The sequence below is a fragment of the Ornithinimicrobium cryptoxanthini genome, from assembly GCF_023923205.1.
In the GTDB taxonomy this organism is placed as follows: Bacteria; Actinomycetota; Actinomycetes; order Actinomycetales; family Dermatophilaceae; genus Ornithinicoccus; species Ornithinicoccus cryptoxanthini.
Map to the genome: position 1 here is coordinate 231,129 of NZ_CP099490.1, position 19,139 is coordinate 250,267.

At 69.3% G+C, this 19,139-nt stretch carries 22 protein-coding genes and 1 tRNA gene; 14 read left to right on the forward strand and 9 right to left on the reverse strand.

The annotated features are described in order from the left end of the window. Positions 1–93 precede the first annotated feature (93 nt). Positions 94–873 (forward strand): putative hydro-lyase, encoded by a 780-nt coding sequence (locus NF557_RS01055; RefSeq protein WP_252621256.1) that lies wholly within the window; start codon positions 94–96, stop codon positions 871–873. A gap of 70 nt (positions 874–943) precedes the next feature. On the opposite strand, the gene NF557_RS01060 is transcribed toward NF557_RS01055, so the two are convergent. Continuing rightward, positions 944–1,165 (reverse strand): hypothetical protein, encoded by a 222-nt coding sequence (locus NF557_RS01060; RefSeq protein ID WP_252621257.1) that lies wholly within the window; start codon positions 1,163–1,165, stop codon positions 944–946. On the opposite strand from NF557_RS01060, the gene NF557_RS01065 reads away from it, so the two are divergent. The 5 genes from NF557_RS01065 to NF557_RS01085 all read left to right on the forward strand — a co-directional run bounded on the left by NF557_RS01065 (position 1,144) and on the right by NF557_RS01085 (position 4,203). Continuing rightward, the gene (locus tag NF557_RS01065; protein ID WP_252621258.1) at positions 1,144–1,380 is read left to right on the forward strand and encodes a LuxR C-terminal-related transcriptional regulator; all 237 of its coding nucleotides are present in this window, start codon (positions 1,144–1,146) and stop codon (positions 1,378–1,380) included. The two genes, NF557_RS01060 and NF557_RS01065, sit on opposite strands and share 22 nt — an antisense overlap. A 111-nt stretch (positions 1,381–1,491) precedes the next feature. Further along, positions 1,492–1,878, forward strand: a complete 387-nt coding sequence (locus NF557_RS01070) for a PPOX class F420-dependent oxidoreductase (protein WP_252621259.1) — start codon at positions 1,492–1,494, stop codon at positions 1,876–1,878. 137 nt (positions 1,879–2,015) lie between these two features. Further along, positions 2,016–2,423: a universal stress protein gene (locus NF557_RS01075; RefSeq protein ID WP_252621260.1), complete on the forward strand. Its 408-nt coding sequence runs from the start codon at positions 2,016–2,018 to the stop codon at positions 2,421–2,423. 100 nt (positions 2,424–2,523) lie between these two features. Then, entirely contained in the window at positions 2,524–2,973 is a 450-nt protein-coding gene (locus NF557_RS01080) for a pyridoxamine 5'-phosphate oxidase family protein (protein WP_252621261.1), read from the forward strand. 81 nt (positions 2,974–3,054) lie between these two features. Further along, positions 3,055–4,203, forward strand: a complete 1,149-nt coding sequence (locus NF557_RS01085) for an acyl-CoA dehydrogenase family protein (RefSeq protein WP_252621262.1) — start codon at positions 3,055–3,057, stop codon at positions 4,201–4,203. A 59-nt stretch (positions 4,204–4,262) separates the two neighbouring features. On the opposite strand, the gene NF557_RS01090 is transcribed toward NF557_RS01085, so the two are convergent. Next, positions 4,263–4,694 (reverse strand): universal stress protein, encoded by a 432-nt coding sequence (locus NF557_RS01090; RefSeq protein ID WP_252621263.1) that lies wholly within the window; start codon positions 4,692–4,694, stop codon positions 4,263–4,265. Positions 4,695–4,854: 160 nt separating this feature from the next. Between NF557_RS01090 and NF557_RS01095 the strand changes: the two genes are divergently transcribed. Together NF557_RS01095 and cutA are read left to right on the forward strand one after the other, a co-directional pair. After that, complete coding sequence (locus tag NF557_RS01095) at positions 4,855–6,207, forward strand: aspartate aminotransferase family protein (RefSeq protein ID WP_256855727.1); 1,353 nt, start codon at positions 4,855–4,857, stop codon at positions 6,205–6,207. Positions 6,208–6,219: 12 nt separating this feature from the next. Further along, positions 6,220–6,594, forward strand: coding sequence for a divalent-cation tolerance protein CutA (cutA, locus tag NF557_RS01100; protein WP_252621264.1), 375 nt, complete (start codon positions 6,220–6,222; stop codon positions 6,592–6,594). Here the strand turns inward: cutA and NF557_RS01105 are convergent. Beyond that, on the reverse strand, positions 6,569–7,102 hold the full coding sequence (locus tag NF557_RS01105) for a hypothetical protein (protein WP_252621265.1): 534 nt from the start codon (positions 7,100–7,102) through the stop codon (positions 6,569–6,571). The two genes, cutA and NF557_RS01105, sit on opposite strands and share 26 nt — an antisense overlap. A 381-nt stretch (positions 7,103–7,483) precedes the next feature. Beyond that, positions 7,484–7,557, reverse strand: a tRNA-Gly gene (locus NF557_RS01110). A 68-nt stretch (positions 7,558–7,625) separates the two neighbouring features. Between NF557_RS01110 and dcd the strand changes: the two genes are divergently transcribed. The 6 genes from dcd to NF557_RS01140 all read left to right on the forward strand — a co-directional run bounded on the left by dcd (position 7,626) and on the right by NF557_RS01140 (position 13,250). Further along, positions 7,626–8,201 (forward strand): dCTP deaminase, encoded by a 576-nt coding sequence (dcd, locus tag NF557_RS01115; RefSeq protein WP_252621266.1) that lies wholly within the window; start codon positions 7,626–7,628, stop codon positions 8,199–8,201. Positions 8,202–8,325: 124 nt separating this feature from the next. Beyond that, on the forward strand, positions 8,326–9,873 hold the full coding sequence (locus tag NF557_RS01120) for a cell wall-binding repeat-containing protein (protein ID WP_252621267.1): 1,548 nt from the start codon (positions 8,326–8,328) through the stop codon (positions 9,871–9,873). 35 nt (positions 9,874–9,908) lie between these two features. Continuing rightward, on the forward strand, positions 9,909–11,018 hold the full coding sequence (locus tag NF557_RS01125) for an ABC transporter ATP-binding protein (protein ID WP_252621268.1): 1,110 nt from the start codon (positions 9,909–9,911) through the stop codon (positions 11,016–11,018). Next, positions 11,015–11,656 (forward strand): ABC transporter permease, encoded by a 642-nt coding sequence (locus NF557_RS01130; protein WP_252621269.1) that lies wholly within the window; start codon positions 11,015–11,017, stop codon positions 11,654–11,656. The genes NF557_RS01125 and NF557_RS01130 overlap by 4 nt, the downstream gene beginning before the upstream one ends. Continuing rightward, entirely contained in the window at positions 11,653–12,348 is a 696-nt protein-coding gene (locus NF557_RS01135; protein WP_252621270.1) for an ABC transporter permease, read from the forward strand. Before NF557_RS01130 ends, NF557_RS01135 begins: the two co-directional genes overlap by 4 nt. Beyond that, a complete protein-coding gene (locus NF557_RS01140; RefSeq protein WP_252621271.1) occupies positions 12,348–13,250 on the forward strand; it encodes an ABC transporter substrate-binding protein in 903 nt (300 codons plus the stop codon). Before NF557_RS01135 ends, NF557_RS01140 begins: the two co-directional genes overlap by 1 nt. Before the next feature lie 40 nt (positions 13,251–13,290). Here NF557_RS01140 and NF557_RS01145 read toward each other — a convergent pair whose 3' ends face one another. The 5 genes from NF557_RS01145 to NF557_RS01165 form a co-directional block, all read right to left on the reverse strand. After that, a complete protein-coding gene (locus NF557_RS01145) occupies positions 13,291–15,615 on the reverse strand; it encodes a (Fe-S)-binding protein (RefSeq protein ID WP_252621272.1) in 2,325 nt (774 codons plus the stop codon). A gap of 9 nt (positions 15,616–15,624) precedes the next feature. After that, positions 15,625–16,920 (reverse strand): DUF2254 domain-containing protein, encoded by a 1,296-nt coding sequence (locus NF557_RS01150; protein WP_252621273.1) that lies wholly within the window; start codon positions 16,918–16,920, stop codon positions 15,625–15,627. A 155-nt stretch (positions 16,921–17,075) separates the two neighbouring features. Then, a complete protein-coding gene (epsC, locus tag NF557_RS01155) occupies positions 17,076–17,675 on the reverse strand; it encodes a serine O-acetyltransferase EpsC (RefSeq protein WP_252621274.1) in 600 nt (199 codons plus the stop codon). Then, the gene (cysK, locus tag NF557_RS01160) at positions 17,675–18,604 is read right to left on the reverse strand and encodes a cysteine synthase A (protein WP_252621275.1); all 930 of its coding nucleotides are present in this window, start codon (positions 18,602–18,604) and stop codon (positions 17,675–17,677) included. The genes epsC and cysK overlap by 1 nt, the downstream gene beginning before the upstream one ends. A 174-nt stretch (positions 18,605–18,778) precedes the next feature. Next, the gene (locus NF557_RS01165; protein WP_252621276.1) at positions 18,779–19,126 is read right to left on the reverse strand and encodes a YtxH domain-containing protein; all 348 of its coding nucleotides are present in this window, start codon (positions 19,124–19,126) and stop codon (positions 18,779–18,781) included. Positions 19,127–19,139 lie beyond the last annotated feature (13 nt).

Genomic DNA, 19,139 nt, shown 5'->3' on the forward strand with positions numbered 1-19,139 from the left:
CTGTGCAGGAGCCATCCGCATGCACATTCGAGCGGACGTTTCCACAGTTCGCACACTTGGAAGGACTCGGAGCCGGGAGACCAGGAGGCACAGATGAACGGGACGGACACGCCGGCCGGTGCGCGCGCGGCATACCGCAGCGGTGCCGTCATGCCGACGAGTGGCCACGCGAGCGGCTTCACCCAGGCCAACCTGGTGATTCTGCCCCGAGACTGGGCGTGGGACATGCTGCTCTTCGGTCAGCGTAACCCGCAGCCGGTGCCGCTGCTGGACGTGACCGAGCCGGGCTCGCCGCACACCGAGCTGGCGCCCGGTGCTGATCTGCGCACCGACCTGCCGCTCTATCGCGTATGGCGTGACGGCCAGCTGGCGGAGGAGCTCCGGGACATCTCGGGGCTGTGGCGCGAGGACCTCGTCTCCTTCCTGATCGGCTGCTCGTTCAGCTTCGAGCGCGCTCTGCTCGACGCAGGCGTCCCGGTGCGCAATATCGAGCAGGGACGCAACGTGGCGATGTTCCGGACCAACAGGGCGTGCCGCCCGGCCGGTCGGCTCTCCGGTGAGCTCGTGGTCTCGATGCGGCCCGTGCCTGCCGCCATGGTGCCGACCGCAGTGCAGGTGACCGGCCGGATGCCTCAGGTGCACGGTGCGCCCGTGCACGTGGGGGACCCCGCTGGCCTGGGGATCGCCGACCTGGGGACGCCGGACTTCGGCGAGCCGATCGAGTTCGAGGACGGCGACGTCCCCGTCTTCTGGGCCTGCGGCGTGACCCCGCAAGCGGCACTGATGGCCTCGCGGCCGCCGTTCGCGATCACGCACGCCCCCGGGCACATGTTCGTGACCGACGTGCCGGACGCGGTCTATCGCCAACCCTGAGCCCGGCATGTGAGGGCGTGCGCCTCCTGCGGGTGTTTGGGAGGCTCGGTGCGAGATGCTGGCCCTGGACTCACGTGGCTGTCGCGGCACGGACACCCAGCCAGACCACGACCCCGCCACCGAGCGGCAGCGTCGCGGCCACCGGGAGCAGCGCCCCTCGGGTTATCTGCTCAAGGACATCAAGGGCAACGGACTCGTCGAGGCGATCCGGGCCGTGGCCTCGGGGAAGAACCTGCTCGACCCGGCGCGGGTTCGCCGGGTGCGGGACTCGTGGTCCCGGCAGGAGGCGCACGACCCCAAGCTGGGGCTGCTCACCCCGCAGGAGCGGCGGATCCTGGACCATATCGCCGAGGGTCAGACGAAAGGCAGATCGGGGAGGCACTGGGGCTGGCCGAGAAGACAGTCAAGAACTACGTCACCGCCATCCTGGCCAAGCTGGGTCTGGAGCGCCGCACGCGGGCCGCGCTCTATGTGGCGACCCGGCGCGATCGGGACCCGCAGCACTAGCCGGCTGGCGACATACAGCCTGCCTGCGTCGTGATCTGGCGCGGTCCGCTAGGGCGACACGGGCCGACACATTCCGGTTGCGCCCAATCGCATCTGGGAGACGATGGTGGGGTGACTGTGATCCCAGACAAGCACCGCCGCCTGTTCGAGGCTCCCAACTTCGGCAGCCTCGGCACGATCCGCCCGGACGACACGGTCCAGGTCTCCCCGATGTGGTTCGAGCTCGACGGCGACACGCTGCGGTTCACCCACACGACCAAGCGCGCGAAGTATCGCAATCTGCGGCACAACCCCTCGATGTCCCTCGCAGTCATGGACCCCGACGCCCCGATCCACTATGCCGAGGCCCGCGGTCGGCTGATCGAGGTCATCCCGGACCCGACCGGCTCGTTCTATGACCACCTGCACCGGCGCTATGGCGGCGACGGCATGATCCCTCCCGACGCTCCCGACCGCGTCATCCTGGTGATGTCGATCGAGAAGGTCACCGGCCAGTAGTCCCACCTCTGCCGCCTGGCGAGCACATTCTGCTGACCAGGATGAGAGAGCTCTGACCCCCCTGGGACGATGGTCACGTGCGCTTCCGGCCCGGACACGGCAGGCTGGGACCAAGGACCAGGAGTGAGGAGCTCGGCATGGCGAAAAACCTGATTGTCGTGGGCATGGACGGGTCGGACCGGGCTCACGACGCGCTGCGCTTCGCCGTCGAGGAGGCGCACCGGCGTGACTGCCCCATCGAGGTGATCACGACCTGGCGCGCGGACAGCCAGGATGACACCCGTGAGAAGGCCGAGCAGATCCAGGAGCACGTGCGGACCCGGATCCTCGCCGGCCAGGACGACCTGCCCACGATCGCGTTCGAGGTCGTGCAGGGCCGACCCGAGGAGGTCCTGGTCAGCGCCTCGGCCCGGGCGGACATCCTGGTGCTCGGTGCCCACGGCGTGCAGTCGATCCGACGCGCCGCGCTCGGCTCCATCAGCGAGTATGTCGCCCGCCTGGCCTCCTGCCCCGTCGTCGTGATCCCGGTGGGCGCCTACCAGTGACGTCGACGGTCCCGGCGCTCGTCGGGCCAGACCCCGGGTCCGTGGGTGACGGGCCACACAGACCCTTGCCCCCGCGTGCCGAAGGGGGAAGGCTAGGAGCATGAGCACCCACCCAGGAACAGAGCAGCTGGACAGCGCTGCATGCCTTGCCCTGTTGCGCGAGGTGTCCTTCGGACGGCTCGCCGTCATCGTCGACGACCGGCCCGACATCTTCCCGGTCAACCACGCGGTGCACCACGGGTCCGTCGTCTTCCGGACCGCCAAGGGGACCAAGCTCGCCCACGCGGTCGGTCAGCCGGTGGCCTTCGAGGTCGATGGCTATGACGAGGCCACCAACCAGGCATGGAGCGTCGTGGTGTCCGGCACCGCCCACGAGGTGCAGCAGCTGCACGACATCCTGGAGGCGCTCGAGCTGCCGGTCTTCCCCTGGGAGGACGGCGCGAAGCCGCACTTCGTGCGGATCGAACCGGACTCGATCACCGGTCGCCGGTTCACCGTGCACAGCGGTGCGCAGGTGCCGACCGGAGGGCCGGAGCAGGCCCAGGGCTGAGGCATGTGGCGGTCGGTGGCCGGCTCCGACATGATGTAGTGATGTAGTGACCCGTCAGTAACCAGCCGCCAGGAGGCCGTCGTGCGCCGCGCCATCTTCACCGAGGACCATGACGCGTTCCGCGACTCCGTCCGCCAGTTCATCGACCGCACGGCCCGACCGCGCGCGGAGGAGATGATTCGGGAGCACTCGATTCCGCGAGAGGTCTGGCTCGAGGCAGGGCGGCAGGGACTGCTCGGTCTCTCCATCCCTGAGGAGTATGGCGGGAGCTCGGCTCAGGACTACCGGTTCAACGCGGTGCTGGCTGAGGAGCAGTCCCGGCTGAGTGCCGCGTTCTCCTCCTGCATGGGAATCCACTCCGACGTGTGCCCGCCCTATCTGGTGGCGCACGGGACCGAGGAGCAGAAGCAGCGCTGGTTGCCCGGCATCGCGACCGGGGAGCTGATCATCGCGATCGCCATGACCGAACCGTCGGGTGGCTCCGACCTGGCCGCGCTGAAGACGACCGCCGTGCGCGACGGCGAGGACTGGGTCATCAACGGGTCCAAGACGTTCATCACCAACGGGCACTCCTGCGACCTGGTCATCGTCGCGGCACGCACCGACCCAACCGCCGGCGCCAAGGGCATCACGCTGTTCGTCCTCGAGGCAGGGACCCAGGGCTTCACCAAGGGGGAACCGCTGGACAAGGTGGGTCAGGACGAGGCCGACACGTGTGAGCTGTTCTTCACCGACGTGCGGGTCTCTGACGAGCACCGCCTCGGCTCGGAGGGCCGCGGCTTCATCCTGATGATGGAGCACCTGACCCAGGAGCGGGTCGGGGCAGCGGTGTCCAACGTCGCCCACGCGGCGCAGATCCTCAGCGAGACCCTCGACTACGTCAAGGAGCGCAAGGCCTTCGGTCAGGCGATCGGCGCCTTCCAGCACAACAAGTTCCTGCTCGCCGAACTGGTCACCAAGATCGATGTCACCCAGGCCTTCGTCGACCAGTGCGTGCTGGCGCACGGCGAGGGTGACCTGACGCCGGTCGACGCCGCGAAAGCCAAGTGGTGGTCCGCGCACGTGCAGGGCGAGGTGCTCGATGCCTGCGTCCAGCTCTATGGAGGCTATGGCTTCATGAACGAATACCGCGTGGCCCGCGCCTGGCGCGATGCCCGCGTCACCCGCATCTGGGCCGGCTCCAACGAGATCATGAAAGAGATCATCGGCCGGGACCTCGGCCTGGGCTGAGCGACGAGGCCGAGGTCCACCGGGGCGGCGGGAGTGGCGCGAGCAGCGCCCGTCAGGGCTCAGGCGTCAGCAGGCGGGATAATGACCACCGGGCACGTCGCGTGGTGCGCGACGTTCTGGCTCACCGAGCCGAGCAGCAGCCTGCGGAACGGGCCGAGGCCCCGGGCGCTCACCACGAGCATGGTCGCGCCCGCTGCGTGCTCGACCAGGGCACGGGGAGCGCTCGCGTCCTCGAGAGCGTGGGTCTGCACCGGGACGGCGTCGATGCCGTCGGCCAGTTCCTTGACCAGCGCCTCAGCGGCACGCCTGGGCCCCTGGATGAGCTCCTCGGCTTGTGCAGCGCTGCTGATGCCCTCATAGGCCATCTGGGGCGCATAGACATTCACCAGCTCGAGGGTGCCGTCCCGCAGGGCGGCCTCTTTCAGGCCCCACGCCAGGGCTGCCTTCGAGCCCTGTGAGCCGTCAACTCCAACGACGATCCGTTCCATCATCTTCTCCTCTCGGCGTGCCCACCGAGCGAGCGGCCCGGGAGCCTTGCCTTAATACTACGCAGTGTAGTGGGTGGTCGGCCGGACTGGTCAAGCACCCCGTGCCGGGTGCGGAGGGGGGACACCTCTGGTCGACGGTCGGAACGAGCGGCATACTCGAGGTATGTCGTCACACACCCACACCGAACCCCAGGCCGAAGCCCAGACCACCGCCGAGCCGGGTCGGGCTGCGCAGATCAAGGAGATGAGCCGCAAGCACGTCTTCACGTCGTGGTCGGCCCAGGGTGGCCTCGACCAGCTGCCGCTGGCCGGCGGTGAGGGTGCGTACTTCTGGGACTTCGAGGGCAACCGCTACCTGGACCTGACCTCTCAGCTGGTGAACGTCAACATCGGCTACCAGCATCCCAAGCTGGTCGCGGCGATCCAGCAGGCCGCAGGGGAGATGGCCACGATCGCCCCCAGCTTCGACAGCCAGTGGCGTGCCGATGCGGCCCGGATGGTCTCCGAACGCGCACCGGAGGGCATGTCCAAGGTCTTCTTCACCAACTCCGGTGCCGAGGCCGTGGAGAATGCGATCCGGCTGGCGCGGCTGCACACGGGCCGGCACAAGATGCTCGCGGCCTACCGCAGCTATCACGGGGCCACGCACGGCGCGATCTCGTTGACTGGCGAGGGGAGGCGGCTCGGCTCAGAGCCGGGACTCCCCGGAGTCGTGCACTTCTGGGGGCCGTATCTCTATCGCTCGGCGTTCCACGCCACGACCGAGCAGGAGGAGAGCGAGCGGGCGCTGGAGCACCTGCGTCAGACAGTGCAGTTCGAGGGGCCGGACCGCATCGCGGCGATCATCCTGGAGTCGGTCGTGGGGTCCAACGGCATCCTGGTGCCGCCACCGGGCTACCTGGAGGGGGTCCGGGCGCTGTGCGACGAGCACGGCATCATGCTGATCGCCGACGAGGTGATGGCCGGCTTCGCCCGCGCAGGGCAGTGGTTCGCGATCCAGAACTGGGACGTTAAGCCCGACCTGATCACCTTCGCCAAGGGCGTCAACTCCGGCTATGTGCCCCTCGGTGGCGTCGTGCTCTCGGACGAGATCTCCGCCACGTTTGACGAGCGGCCCTACCCCGGCGGGCTGACCTACTCCGGGCACCCGCTGGCCTGCGCCTCCGCCGTTGCCTCGATGCAGATCATGGAGGAGGAGGGCATCCTCGAGCACGTCCGGGAGCTCGACCGCACGGTCTTCGGTCCTGGGCTGCGTGCCCTGGCCCAGCACGAGGTCGTGGGCGACGTCCGTGGGCTCGGTGCGTTCTGGGCGCTGGAGCTGGTGGCGGACAAGCAGACGCGGGAGCCGCTGGACGCCACGAGGATGGCCGCCATCGGGCGCGCCTGCAAGGCGGAGGGGGTCTGGCCCCTCACCATGGCTAACCGGGTGCACGTCGTGCCCCCGTGCGTGATCACCGAGGACGATGCCCGCAGGGCGATCGACGTCCTCGGGCGCGCACTCGACTCCGCTCTGTAGGAGGCCCCCCTGATGAGCGACCGGAACCCCCTGCTCGAGGAAGTGGGCACGAGCCCACTCGTCGAGATCCGGGTGAGCGCTCCCGATGCCGAGGCCGCGCACGCGATGGCCAAGGAGATCGTCGGTGCCAATCTGGCTGCCTGCGTGCAGTGCCTGGGACCGATGACTTCGGTCTATTCGTGGAAGGGCGAGGTGCACCAGGCCACCGAGTGGTTGTTGCTCATCAAGACCACGGCCGACATGTTCCAGAGCGTGTCGGATCTGGTCATGAAGCGGCACCGCTATGCCGTTCCCGAGATCGTGGCGGTGCCGGTCAGCCACGCTCTCAGCTCCTACAGCGCCTGGGTGCGCGACTCTGTGCTCAGTCCGAGCGAGAGGGGTCGTTGAACGGCCAGCGCGGTCTGCCGTTCTCGTCGAGCGACGACGGCTTGCCGTAGCGGGTGCCCGGCGGTGGGACGAACCCTTCGGCGCTCCACCGCGGCGGGACTCCGGAGCCACGCTTGCCCATCAGCTCGTGGTACTGAAACCACATGGGTCCACCAAGACTCTCCCTGACCTCGCGGTGGGCGGGGAAGCGGCCGCCGCCCCGCGTGCGGGCAGCGACATCTGTCGGGTCCCACCACGCTCCCGGTCCGCCGGATGCCACGGGCAGAACGGCCAGCTCAAAGCCGGTTCCCTCCAAGAGGGCAGCGACGGTGTTGAGTCGAAAGCCGCCCGCGTCCACCTCGGCCCGTGCCAACATGTCCCGGCTGAGACTCCGCGTGGCGGCGTAGGCGCGTTGGCTCTCGTGGCGTCGCCGTCGGTCGGCCCGCAGCGCCAGCCCCACCTGCTCCCGGACGGACGGCGTATCTGGTCGCTCGTGCCCTCGGCCCTCCTGCGCTGAACTCTTCTCCATCTCGCAATCGTGGCGACTCTGGGGCGCTCGGGCACGGGGCATCACAGATCTGTGGAGCTGCCTCGGCTGCTGGATCGGTTGTGGAGGAAGGGCCAAGGCAGGAGCCGCTGCTCCGGGACGTGACATCGCTGGGTCCTGGCGCACCAGCTGACCCTTTGGTGGGTGGTCGCGGACCAGCTGGTCCATTGGTGTGTGGTCGCGCACCAGCTGGTCCATTGGTGTGTGGTCGCGCACCAGGCGACCCATTGGTGCTCCGGAGCCGACCGATGTCACGTGTCCTCACAACCGGGGGTGTCGCGCCGAGCTGGCAGCCTCGATGTTCTGGGTTTGGTGCGTGGTGACGCCGGCGGGACAGGCATCTGAACCGGTGGAGCAGGAGCGTGGAGCGGGCGACGAGAATCGAACTCGCGTATTCAGCTTGGGAAGCTGATGTTCTGCCATTGAACTACGCCCGCAGGGTTGCCCCGAGAGTGTAACCGACGGCCCGCGTGGCGATCCAACCCGGGACGGATACCCTGTCTGCGTGCTGCTCTCCGACCGCGACATCCTCGCCCAGATCGATGCCGGACGCGTCCGGCTGGACCCGTGGGACCCCACGATGGTCCAGCCGTCGAGCGTCGACGTGCGCATGGACCGCTACTTCCGGTTGTTCGACAACCACAAGTACGCCGTCATCGACCCGGCCCAGGATCAGCCGGACCTCACCCGTCTGGTCGAGGTGGAGGACGGCGAGTCGTTTGTGCTGCACCCCGGCGAGTTCGTCCTCGGCTCGACCTTTGAGGAGGTCTCGCTGCCGAACGACGTGGCCGCACGCGTGGAGGGCAAGTCCTCCCTGGGCCGCCTCGGGCTGCTGACCCACGCCACGGCCGGATTCGTCGACCCCGGCTTCACCGGGCACGTCACCCTCGAGCTGTCCAACGTCGCGACGCTGCCGATCGTGCTCCACCCCGGCATGAAGATCGGTCAGCTCTGCTTCTTCCAGCTCTCCAGCGAGAGCGAGCACCCCTACGGCTCGGACGCACGCGCGTCGCACTACCAGGGACAGCGTGGCCCCACCGCCAGCCGGTCCTTCCAGAACTTCCACCGGTCGCAGGTCTGACGTGCGGCTTGGGGGAGCCACCGCTCGTCGATCGGCAGGAGCGCGCCCACGCACGCTCACGGCACTGCTCGCGGCGGTCACCACACTGAGCCTGATCACGGTCCCCGCCACGGCGGACGCCCCCATGCCTGGGGATCCCCACGAAGCCGCCGTGGTCGGGAGCTCGCAGGCTGCCCCCCACGCCGAGCCGGTCGCCCCCGTGCCGACGGCGCGGCTGCACGGCGCCTCGCGCTTCGAGACGGCGGTGGCCATCTCGAAGTCTGCGTTCCCCTTCGGCGCCGACGCGGTCTATCTGGCCCGCAGCGATGTCTTCGCCGACGCCATCGCCGCGGGATCGTTGACCGATGGCCCCGTCCTCCTCGTCCCCCCGTGCGGCGCCATCCCGCAGCCGGTCCTCCACGAGATCGCGCGCGTCGACCCCGTCGAGGTCGTCGCCCTGGGCGGGACCTCGTCCGTGTGTGGGCAGACCCTCGACACCGCCGCTGCCGGCCGCACCGCGACCCGGCTCGGCGGCGTAGACCGCTATGACACCGCCGCCCTGATCGCGGACCGCGCCTTCCCGGGCGGGGCCTCCACTGTCTATCTCGCTGAGCAGCGTGAGTCGGCGGACGCGGTCGCTGGCGGTGTGCTCACGGATGGTCCGATCCTGCTGGTGGCCAACGGCTCCGACGTCGTCCCATCCCCGACCCTCGCCGCGATCGATGCCCTTGACCCCACCTCTGTCGTCGCGCTCGGCGGCTCGTCCTCCGTGACCGCCGGCGCGCTGAGCGCCGCCGCCGGCGCACGGCATACGGACCGCGTCGCGGGCTCGGACCGGTTCGCGACCTCGGCGGCCATCGCCGACCGGGCCTTCCCCGACAGCAGCAGTCGCACCTATCTGGCCAGCGGCACCGCCATTGCCGATGCCGTCGTCGGCGGCAGCCTCACCCGCGGTCCGATCCTGCTCGTGAGGAACCGGTGCGCGGTGGTGACCGAGCCGGTCTGGCGCCGGCTGAGCACCGAGCCGCCCGAGATGGTCGTCGCGCTGGGCGGCAGCAACTCCGTCTGCGCCGAGCAGCTGGAGACCGCGGCCCGGCTGTCAGTCTTCAGCGGCATGGAGACCGGCGACACCGACCGGCTCTATGACCTGCTGACAAAGGCGCAGGCAGTCTCGCCGCTGCGCTACGTCCCCGCCGACCTGGTCTCCTGGCGCGGCACGGCCCACCAGGTCCGCCCCGAGGTCGCCGTGATGCTCGACGCGCTCTTCGACGACGCGACCGCTGCTGGACGCCCCGGCCTCTATGTCAAGAGCGCCTACCGCTCCTACGCGGAGCAGCAGGAGACCTACGACTACTGGGTGCGCACGGTCGGCAGGGCACGGGCCGACATGATCTCGGCCAGGCCAGGGCACAGCGAGCACCAGCTCGGCCTGGCCGTAGACCTGGGCGGGCCGAGCTGCAGCGGGTGGGCGTGCTTCGGCGACACCCCGGAGGGCAGGTGGGTGGCGGCGCACGCGCACGAGTACGGCTTCATCATCCGCTATCCCGAGGGCGGCACCGGCGTCACCGGCTATGAGTTCGAGCCGTGGCACCTGCGCTATGTCGGGCCACGGGCGGCCTGGCTGATGCACGTGCGCGACCAGATCTACTGGGACACCTACCAGCCCGTCGCCGTCGCGGACGGGACTTTCTGAGCGCGGTGAGGGGTCTTCGCCGTTAGGGTCGAGGGATGATCCAGCTCGAGGGCGTGACCAAGGAGTATGCCGGGGGCACGATGGCCGTGGACCACCTCACCCTGGAGGCTCCCAGCGGAGAGATCACCGTCCTGGTCGGTCCGTCCGGGTGTGGCAAGACGACCTCGCTGCGGATGATCAACCGGATGATCGAGCCGACCAGCGGGCGGATCCTGATCGACGGGCAGGACACGGCCAGGGTGCCGGCCGCCCGGCTGCGGCGCGACATCGGCTATGTCATCCAGCACGCCGGACTGTTCCCGCACCGCACGGTGCTGCACAACGTGATGACCGTGCCGCGGCTCAACGGGTGGGGCAAAGCCCGCGCCGAGTCGCGGGCGCACGAGGTGCTCGAGCTGGTCGGGCTGCCGGGGGACCTGGCCCAGCGCTATCCCGCGCAGCTGTCCGGGGGGCAGCAGCAGCGCGTGGGGGTGGCGCGGGCCCTGGCCTCAGACCCGTCGGTGATGCTGATGGACGAGCCGTTCAGCGCCGTGGACCCGATCGCCCGCGAGGGACTGCAGGACGACATCCTCGCGCTGCAGGCAGAGCTGGGGACAACCATCGTCCTGGTCACCCACGACATCGACGAGGCGATCAAGCTGGGGCACCGGGTGGCGGTGCTGCGCCAGGGTGGTCTGCTCGCCCAGTTCAGCAGCCCCGCCGACCTGCTGGCACACCCCGCGGACGACTTCGTGGCCGACTTCGTGGGGAAGGACCGCGGCTACCGCGCGCTCAGCTTCCAGACGGCGCCCGTGCCCGTGCACCCCGAGGAGACGGTGGCGATGGGGCAGCCACTGGGTGCACGCGAGGAGGAGTGGCTGCTGGCGGTCGATGAGCAGATGCGTCCGCAGGGCTGGGTGCGCCCCGCGGAGGTCGGAGGAGCCCCGGTCGCGCGAGAGCACCTGCACCGGGCCGGAACGGTGGCCCACGTCGACGGCCCGCTGCGGACGCTGCTCGACGCAGCGCTCTCCTCCCCGAGCGGACGCGGCGTGACGGTCCGCGAGGGCGCCCTCGCGGGCACGGTGCGCGCCGAGGAGGTGCTGACCGCGATCCAGCGTGCTCCGCGCCCGAGCGGTGCGACGATCCAGGCCGCGGAGCCGCGGTGAAGGTGCTCGGCACCGACCTGGCTGAGGTGGTGGACCTCGCGCTGCAGCACGCTTATCTGGCCGGTGTCCCGCTGCTGCTGGGACTCCTGGTCTCCCTCCCCCTGGGGTGGCTCGCGCTGCGGCGGCGCTGGCTCTATCCGCCGCTGATCGCGGGCACCGGGTTGCTCTACACGATCCCGTCGCTGGCCCTGTTCGTGCTGCTGCCCGGCATCCTCGGCACCAGGATCCTGGACCCGGTCAACGTGATCGTGGCCATGACGCTCTACACGATCGCGCTGCTCACCCGCACCGTGGCCGACGGCCTCGGGTCGGTGCCGGACCATGTGCGCCAGGCGGCGACCGCGATGGGCTATGGACGGCTGCGGCGCTTCTTCGGCGTCGAGCTGCCCCTGGCGGTGCCGGTCGTCTCCGCCGGGCTGCGGGTGGCCGCGGTCAGCAATGTCTCGATGGTCTCCGTCGCCGCGCTGATCGGGGTCTCGCAGCTGGGCCTGCTCTTCACCGACGGCTTCTCCCGCGGTGCGATGGGACCGATCCTGGTGGGCATCCTGGCCTGCGTGCTCCTCGCCATACTGTTTGACCTGCTGATCCTGGCGGGGACCCGGGCGCTCACGCCGTGGCTGCGGGCGGTGCGCGGATGATCCAGACGATCTGGGCCTGGCTCAGCGAGCCCACGAACTGGTCCGGGCCGGGGGGCATCACCGCGCAGACCCTGGAGCACCTGCGGCTGTCGTTCATCGCGCTCGTGGTCGCCGCGCTGATCGCAGTGCCGATCGGGCTCTATGTCGGCCACACCGGTCGCGGCAAGGTGGTGCTCGTCAACGTGGTCTCCGCGTTCCGCGCCATCCCCTCACTCGGCGTGCTGCTGCTGGCAGCGCTGCTCCTGCTGCCTCGGCTGCGCGGCGAGCTGGCCTTCGAGCTGCCGAGCCTGATCGTCCTGGTGCTGCTCGGGGTCCCGCCGATCCTGGCCGGGGTCTATGCCGGCATCGGCCAGGTCGACCCGGCTGCCCGCGACGCCGCGCGCGGCATGGGAATGACCGGGTGGCAGCGGCTGTGGCGCGTCGAGGTGCCCATCGCGCTGCCGCTGATCTTCTCCGGTCTGCGGTCCTCGATGCTGCAGATCATCGCGACGGCAACGATCGCGGCAGTCGTGGGGCTGGGCGGTCTAGGCCGGTTCCTGATCGATGGTCAGGCCAACCGGGCGTATGACGAGATGGCCGGCGGCGCGCTCCTGGTCGCGCTCCTGGCGCTGGTTGTGGATATGTTGTTGGGGTTGTTGCAACGAGCGGTGGTCTCGCCCGGCCTCGCCGATGACGAACGGAAGGTCTCTTGATGAACCGTCGCCAGACGACTCTTGCCGCCCTGCTCGCCAGCAGTCTGGCGCTCACTGCCTGCGGTGGAGGCGACCCCCTCGAGGACGGTGCCCCCGCGACCGGAGGTGGCGAGGGTGAGGCCCTGATCATCGGCTCGGCGAACTTCCCCGAGAACGTGTTGCTCGCGGAGATCTATGCCGCTGCGCTCGGCGACGCCGGGGTGGAGGTCACGACGCGACTCAACATCGGCAACCGGGAGGCCTACATGGCCGGCCTGGAGGACGGCTCGATCCAGCTGATCCCGGAATACACCGGCAACCTGACTCTCTATCTGGACGAGACGGCCGAGGCCACCGAGAGCGACGCGGTCTATGCCGAGCTGCAGGAGGCCCTGCCGGACAACCTGACCGTGCTCGACATGGCCGAGGCACAGGACAAGGACGCCGTGGTCGTCACCGCAGACACGGCCGAGGAGTTTGACCTGGTCAGCATCAGCGACCTGCAGCCGCACGCACCCAACATGGTGCTCGGCGGTCCGGCCGAGTGGCGTGACCGGTTCACGGGCGTGCCCGGGCTGCTGGAGGTCTATGGGCTGGAGTTCTCCTCGTTCAAGCCGCTGGACGCCGGCTCGACGCTGACCGTCGAGGCGCTGAAGAACGGGCAGATCGATGCCGGCAACATCTTCACCACCGACCCGGCCATCGCGCAGAACGACTTCGTGGTGCTGGAGGACCCCGAGAGCCTCTTTGCCGCGCAGAACGTCGTCCCGCTGATTGCGACCGATGCGCTCACCTCGCAGATCGAGGAGGCCCTCAACGTGGTCTCCGCGGGCCTGACCACCGAGAACCTCACCGAGATGATGGTGCAGGTCCAGGACACCGACCCCGCCCAGGTGGCCCGGGAGTTCGTCGACGGCCTCTGACGGCGGCCGCACCGCCCGGCATCACCGACGCCGGCGCTCCTCAGGCGCTGGGTGCGGGCTCCGGGTCGGGCTGGGGCTCAGGAGCCGCCTCGGCCTCCTCGTCACCCTGCCCGCGGCGCACAGCCGCCAGCAGCATCTGAGCGACGTCGACGACCTCGACCTCCTCGCGAGCACCCTCGGACTGCTTCTGAGTCAGCCCGTCAGAGAGCATCACCCGGCAGAAGGGGCAGCCGATCGCGATCCGGTCGGCCCCCGTAGCCAGGGCCTCCTCGGTCCGGTTCACGTTGATCCGCGTGCCGAGCTTCTCCTCCATCCACATGCGGGCGCCGCCGGCGCCGCAGCAGAAGGACTTCTCCTTCGTGCGCGGCATCTCACGCATCTCCACCCCGGGCAGGGCGCCGAGCAGCTCGCGGGGCGGGGAGTAGACGCCGTTGTGCCGGCCCAGGTAGCACGGGTCGTGATAGGTCACGGTCTCGGCCGTTGAGGCCACACCGGAGGTGTCGGCCTGGTCGGGCTTGGCGACCGGGGTCAGCTTCTTCTCGCGGACCAGACGGTTGAGCAGCTGGGTGTGGTGGACCACCTCATACTTGCCGCCGAGCTGGGGGTACTCGTTCTTGATCGTGTTGAAGCAGTGTGCGCAGGTGACGACGATCTTGGTGGCGTTGACCTCGTTGAGCACCTCGACGTTCTGCTGCGCCAGCATCTGGAAGAGGAACTCGTTGCCTGCCCGGCGCGCCGGGTCACCGGTGCAGGTCTCGCCGTCGCCCAGCACCGCAAAGCTGACGTCCGCGGTGTTGAGCAGCTCGGCCACGGCGCGGGTGGTCTTCTTGGCGCGGTCCTCGTAGGCGCCTGCGCAGCCCACCCAGAACAGATAGTCCACCTCGTCCAGGTCCTCGACGTCGGCGCCGGCCATCTTGACCTCGAACGGCAGGTCCTTGGCCCAGTCCATCCGTGCGCGGGCGGACATGCCCCAGGGGTTCTGCTTGTTCTCCAGGTTCTTGAACAGGCCGCTGAGCTCGCTCGGGAAGGCCGACTCGATCAGGGTCTGGTAGCGCCGCATGTCCACGATGTGGTCGACGTGCTCGATGTCGACGGGGCACTGCTCGACGCAGGCGCCGCAGGTGGTGCAGGCCCACAGCACGTCAGGGTCGACCACGGCACCGCCGGTGGGGATGGTCGGGTCGCCCTCGGTGGCACCCACCAGCTCGCGCTGGGCCTCGGCGACGGCCGACAGCATGATGCCCCCGGTGGTCGCGCCGGAGGTCTGGTCGACCGGCTCGCCGCCGTCACCAGCGGCCGCGCGGGCCTCCTCGCTGGCCATCAGCCAGGGAGCCTTAGCGTGGTGGTGGTTGCGCAGGTTGACCATCAGCATCTTGGGCGACAGGGGTTTGTCGGTGTGCCAGGCAGGGCACTGCTCCTGACAACGGCCGCACTCGGTGCACGTGCTGAAGTCCAGCAGGCCCTTCCAGGTGAAGTCCTCGACCTTGCCGACGCCCAGGGCCGCGTCCTCGTCGAGCTCCTCGATGTTCTCGAAGTCGACCGGCTTGCCGCCGACGGCGATCGGGGCCAGCTCACCCAGCGAGGTGCGCCCCTCGGCGTGGCGCTTGAACCAGATGTTGAAGAAGGCCAGGAAGCGGTGCCAGGCCACGCCCATGGTGGGCGTGAGCGCAACAGTGATCATCCAGCCCATCGAGATCAAGATCTTGATCAGGGCGACCACCACGATGGTGTTTTCCAGCGCACCGACCGACAGGCCGTCAAAGAAGCTGCCCACCCAGCTGGTGGTGGGGAAGTGCACCAGGTCGGCCCAGTCGGCGCCGGTCGCCTTGCCGAGCGCGGACTCCAGACCACGCAGGACCACGATGCAGATGCCGACGCCGAGGATCACGAACTCGACGACATACGCCTCCCAGAACGTCGAGCCCCAGAAGCGGCTGCTGCGGTCGAGCGTGCGCGGATGGCTGCGTTGGCGGATCACGATCAGGGCGATGATGCCGATGATGGTGAACCAGCCGAACAGCTCCGCCAGCCAGATGTAGGGCGGCCAGTGACCGATCAGTGGCAGCGCGAAGTGCGGGTCGAACAGCTGCCCGTATGCCGTGGCGAGGGTGGTCGTGAGCAGCAGGAACCCGAGCATCACGCCCCAGTGGGCCACCGCGACGACAGGTTTGCGCGCCATCCTGGTGTGCCCGAGGAACTCCCGGACCAGCGTGAGCGTGCGCGCCCCCGGCGCGTCGGTGCGGGCCTCCGGCTGACCGAGGCGGAACTTCGCGACGAAGCCCACGATCGTGCGGACGAAGAGGCTGACCGCGACGAGCGTCACGCCCAACCCGACGATGAGAGCGATGATCTGCAGGGGCGACATAGGGCGATCCTATTCGGTGGCGTTGTCGGCGCTGGCGGCACCGGCCGCCACGCCGAGTCCCTGGGCGTCGGCACGACGCGCCAGCGTGACGTCCCGCTCGTGCGGGTAGGCCTCAGCCACGCTGTCGTCGAGCTGGGACAGCTGCTCCAGGAGAGGCCCGTGGCGATCGCGAGGCGCGTAGTCCAGCAGGTCCTCCAGCGCGGCCCTCATGCGGCGCGCGACCTGGGGAGATCCGGCGCCGAAGAGCCGCAGCTCCTCGAAGCTGAGGCGGACGTAGGCCTGCCAGTCCATGGAGGGGATGACGACCCGCTCCTGCCCGTTCTCGTCACACGTGATGTCCGCTCGCAGCTCGCGGCGGGAGAGCTGTCGCAGCACGTCCTGCACCCGGTCCAGGACCTGCACGACCGTGGTCGGGTCGGCGTTGGGGCTGTCGGCCATGGCTTTCAGCCCCATGTCCACCAGCATCCGCAGGCCGTAGGCCACGTCCTCCTCCTGGCTGCGCTCCAGGGAGAGGACCAGGGCGCCGCGGAGACGGTCGAGGTCGACGTCGACGTCGTGGATCGTGCTCCCAGTGAGACGCGCGAGCTTGCCGTCGGCGGGGACGAACTGGCCGATGGCCGGGATGATGTCGATGCGGCAGTCCGCCTCGGTGGCGACCGCGACCAGCTCCTCGCGCCCGATCAGGCTCAGCACGCCAGACGTGCGTGCGGTGACCAGGTGCGGGTCCAGGGCCTGGTCGTCCTCGAGCCGGCCCGGGTAGACCTTGTCCATCAGGCTCCGCGTGTCCCCGCCGACGAGCTCGATCAGCGAGGACACCCGGAGCTGGCGGCCGATGTGGTGGATATAGACGACGAGCACCACGATGTTGACGATCACGAGGAGGAACGTGACGGCGATCGAGATCCCCGGGACAACCGGGGACTCCTCGCTCACCTGCACCTGCCGCATCGTGAGCATCGCCTGCACGAAGGTCGCCACGAACAGGCCGATCGCGTGCTGACTGGGGCGATCCTGCAGGAAGGTCTGCACGATGCGGGGGGAGAACTGTCCCATCGCCAGCTGCACGACGACCATGGTGATCGACAGGACGGTTGCCACCAGGCTGATCATGGAGGCCGCCACCGCACCGAGGATCCCCAGCGCCGCGTCCGGGCCACCGATGACGTCGATCGGGACCAGCTGGAAGTTTGTCCTGCTGTCCAGCGTGGTGGTGATGGCGTTCAGGATCAGGCCCCCGACGGCATACACCAGTGGGATGAACCACAGGCCGCTGCGGAGGTTGCTGAGGATCTTTGACAGCTGCATGTGGGCTGCCTCCTAAAATGAGGTAGCAGCCACGACTGCAGGATGTCCGTCTGTGCCGGTCACTCCTGCACCGTAATGGGAGATGGCGCAGAACGCGCCCCGGACGAGACAGTCCCTGAGGGAGACAGTCCCTGAGGGAGTCAGATCCTGAGGTGTCAGATCCAGAGCGCGGGGTCGGCGAACATCGCGTCGGTCGGGTCCGGCTTGACGCCCGCACGGGTGCTGGCCGGGACCCCGACCGCCGTCGCTCCGTCGGGCACGTCCTTGACCACGACCGCGTTGGCTCCGACCTGGGCCTCGGCGCCGATCGTGATCGGTCCGAGCACCCGCGCTCCCGCGCCGAGCACCGCACCGTCCTCGATCGTCGGGTGCCGCTTGACCCGGGCGTTGGTGCGACCGCCGAGGGTGACGGCGTGATACATCATCACGTCGTCACCGATCTCGGCGGTCTCGCCGATCACGACGCCCATGCCGTGGTCGATGAAGAGCCGGCGCCCGATCTGCGCGCCGGGGTGGATCTCGATGCCGGTCGCCGCGCGAGAGGCCTGCGAGAGCAACCGCGCCGACAGCCGGCTGCCGCGGGTCCACAGCGCGTGCGAGACCCGGTGGGCCCAGACGGCGTGCAGGCCGGGGGAGGCCAGCGCCATCTCGAGTCGGCTGTCCGTGGCCGGATCGCGGTCGATCGCCGCGTCGACGTCCTCGATCATCCGGGCCCGGACAGCGTCGACGCGACCCAGCAGGTCGCGCAGGGGCATCAGTCAGTCAGTCCCTCAAAGAGGACCGTTGACAGGTAGCGCTCGCCGTATGACGGGATGATCACGACGATCGTCTTGCCGTCGTTCTCGGGGCGCTTCGCCAGCTCCAGGGCGGCCCACACGTTGGAGCCGGAGGAGATCCCAGAGAGAATCCCCTCCTCGGTCGCGAGCGCGCGGGAGACGCGGATCGAGTCCTCCAGGGTTGCGTCCAGGACCTCGTCGTAGATCTCGGTGTCCAGGATCTCCGGGACGAAGTTGGCGCCCAGGCCCTGGAGCTTGTGGGGTCCCGGCTGCCCGCCGTTGAGGATCGGGCTGTCGGCGGGCTCGACCGCCACGATGCCGATGTCCGGCCTCTGCTCGCGCAGATAGCGGCCCGCGCCGGTGATGGTGCCACCCGTGCCGACCCCGGCGACGAAGATGTCGACGACACCCTCGGCGTCGGCCCAGATCTCCGGCCCGGTGGTCTCGTAGTGGACCTGGGTGTTGGCCGGGTTGGCAAACTGGCGGGCCCGCACGGCGCCCCGCTCCTCGGCGATCTCCTCGGCCTTGGCGACGGCGCCCTTCATGCCCTCGGCGCCGGGGGTCAGCACCAGCTCGGCGCCATAGGCGCGCAGGAGGGCCCGACGCTCCTTGCTCATCGTGTCCGGCATGGCCAGGACCACCTTGTAGCCGCGGGCCGCGCCGACCATGGCCAGCGCGATGCCGGTGTTGCCAGAGGTGCCCTCGACGATCGTGCCGCCCGGCTTGAGCTCGCCGGACTCGACGGCCGCGTCGATGATGGCGGCGCCGATGCGGTCCTTGACCGAGTTGGCGGGGTTGCCGGACTCGAGCTTGACCAGGACGGTCGCCCCGAGCCCCTCGGTGAGCCTGTTCAGTCGGACCAGCGGGGTGTTGCCGATGGCCTGGGTGATGTCGTCCTTCACGGGCACGGGGTTCGCCTTTCGTCGAGTGGCGTCCGGCGCGCGGGGCCGGACAGGGCTACACAGAGTTATACGGTGCCCAAGGGCACGTTATTCCATGCTCCGTCGCGCGCCGAACCACGACAGCAGAGGGCGCGCAGAGCGGGTCGTCCCGCGCCTGCGCGCCCTCCGTCGTCAGCGAGCTCAGGGGAGCTTGTCAGCTCCCGGGCCGAGCTCGTCCTCGTCGATCGAGGCCGTGCCGGTCTCGGAGTCCCAGCTGCCGGCCTCGTTCTCGTAGTTGCCGGACAGATCCGTCTGCTCGTGGCCGGTGACCTTGGCCTTGGCCTGACCGGCGATGTCCTTGGCGGACCCGGCGACGGTCGCGGCGGCCTTGGGGGCCTGGGCCTTGACGTCCTCCACGGTCGACTGGACCTTGGGGTTGCTCCAGACCTTCTCAGCCTGCTTGCTGAGCTGGTCGTAGCGCTCGCGGCCCGCCTTGGCCCCGAGGATATAACCGATCCCAGCCCCGACGATGAACAACAACTTGCGCATGATGAGCTCCTTC

Coding starts and splice junctions, on each gene's coding strand:
- NF557_RS01055 (WP_252621256.1), top strand. CDS start 94: ATGAACGGGACGGACACGCCGGCCGGTGCGCGCGCGGCATACCGCAGC.
- NF557_RS01075 (WP_252621260.1), top strand. CDS start 2,016: ATGGCGAAAAACCTGATTGTCGTGGGCATGGACGGGTCGGACCGGGCT.
- NF557_RS01080 (WP_252621261.1), top strand. CDS start 2,524: ATGAGCACCCACCCAGGAACAGAGCAGCTGGACAGCGCTGCATGCCTT.
- NF557_RS01090 (WP_252621263.1), bottom strand. CDS start 4,694: ATGATGGAACGGATCGTCGTTGGAGTTGACGGCTCACAGGGCTCGAAG.
- NF557_RS01095 (WP_256855727.1), top strand. CDS start 4,855: ATGTCGTCACACACCCACACCGAACCCCAGGCCGAAGCCCAGACCACC.
- cutA (WP_252621264.1), top strand. CDS start 6,220: ATGAGCGACCGGAACCCCCTGCTCGAGGAAGTGGGCACGAGCCCACTC.
- NF557_RS01105 (WP_252621265.1), bottom strand. CDS start 7,102: ATGGAGAAGAGTTCAGCGCAGGAGGGCCGAGGGCACGAGCGACCAGAT.
- NF557_RS01120 (WP_252621267.1), top strand. CDS start 8,326: ATGCCTGGGGATCCCCACGAAGCCGCCGTGGTCGGGAGCTCGCAGGCT.
- NF557_RS01125 (WP_252621268.1), top strand. CDS start 9,909: ATGATCCAGCTCGAGGGCGTGACCAAGGAGTATGCCGGGGGCACGATG.
- NF557_RS01135 (WP_252621270.1), top strand. CDS start 11,653: ATGATCCAGACGATCTGGGCCTGGCTCAGCGAGCCCACGAACTGGTCC.
- NF557_RS01140 (WP_252621271.1), top strand. CDS start 12,348: ATGAACCGTCGCCAGACGACTCTTGCCGCCCTGCTCGCCAGCAGTCTG.
- NF557_RS01145 (WP_252621272.1), bottom strand. CDS start 15,615: ATGTCGCCCCTGCAGATCATCGCTCTCATCGTCGGGTTGGGCGTGACG.
- NF557_RS01150 (WP_252621273.1), bottom strand. CDS start 16,920: ATGCAGCTGTCAAAGATCCTCAGCAACCTCCGCAGCGGCCTGTGGTTC.
- epsC (WP_252621274.1), bottom strand. CDS start 17,675: ATGCCCCTGCGCGACCTGCTGGGTCGCGTCGACGCTGTCCGGGCCCGG.
- NF557_RS01165 (WP_252621276.1), bottom strand. CDS start 19,126: ATGCGCAAGTTGTTGTTCATCGTCGGGGCTGGGATCGGTTATATCCTC.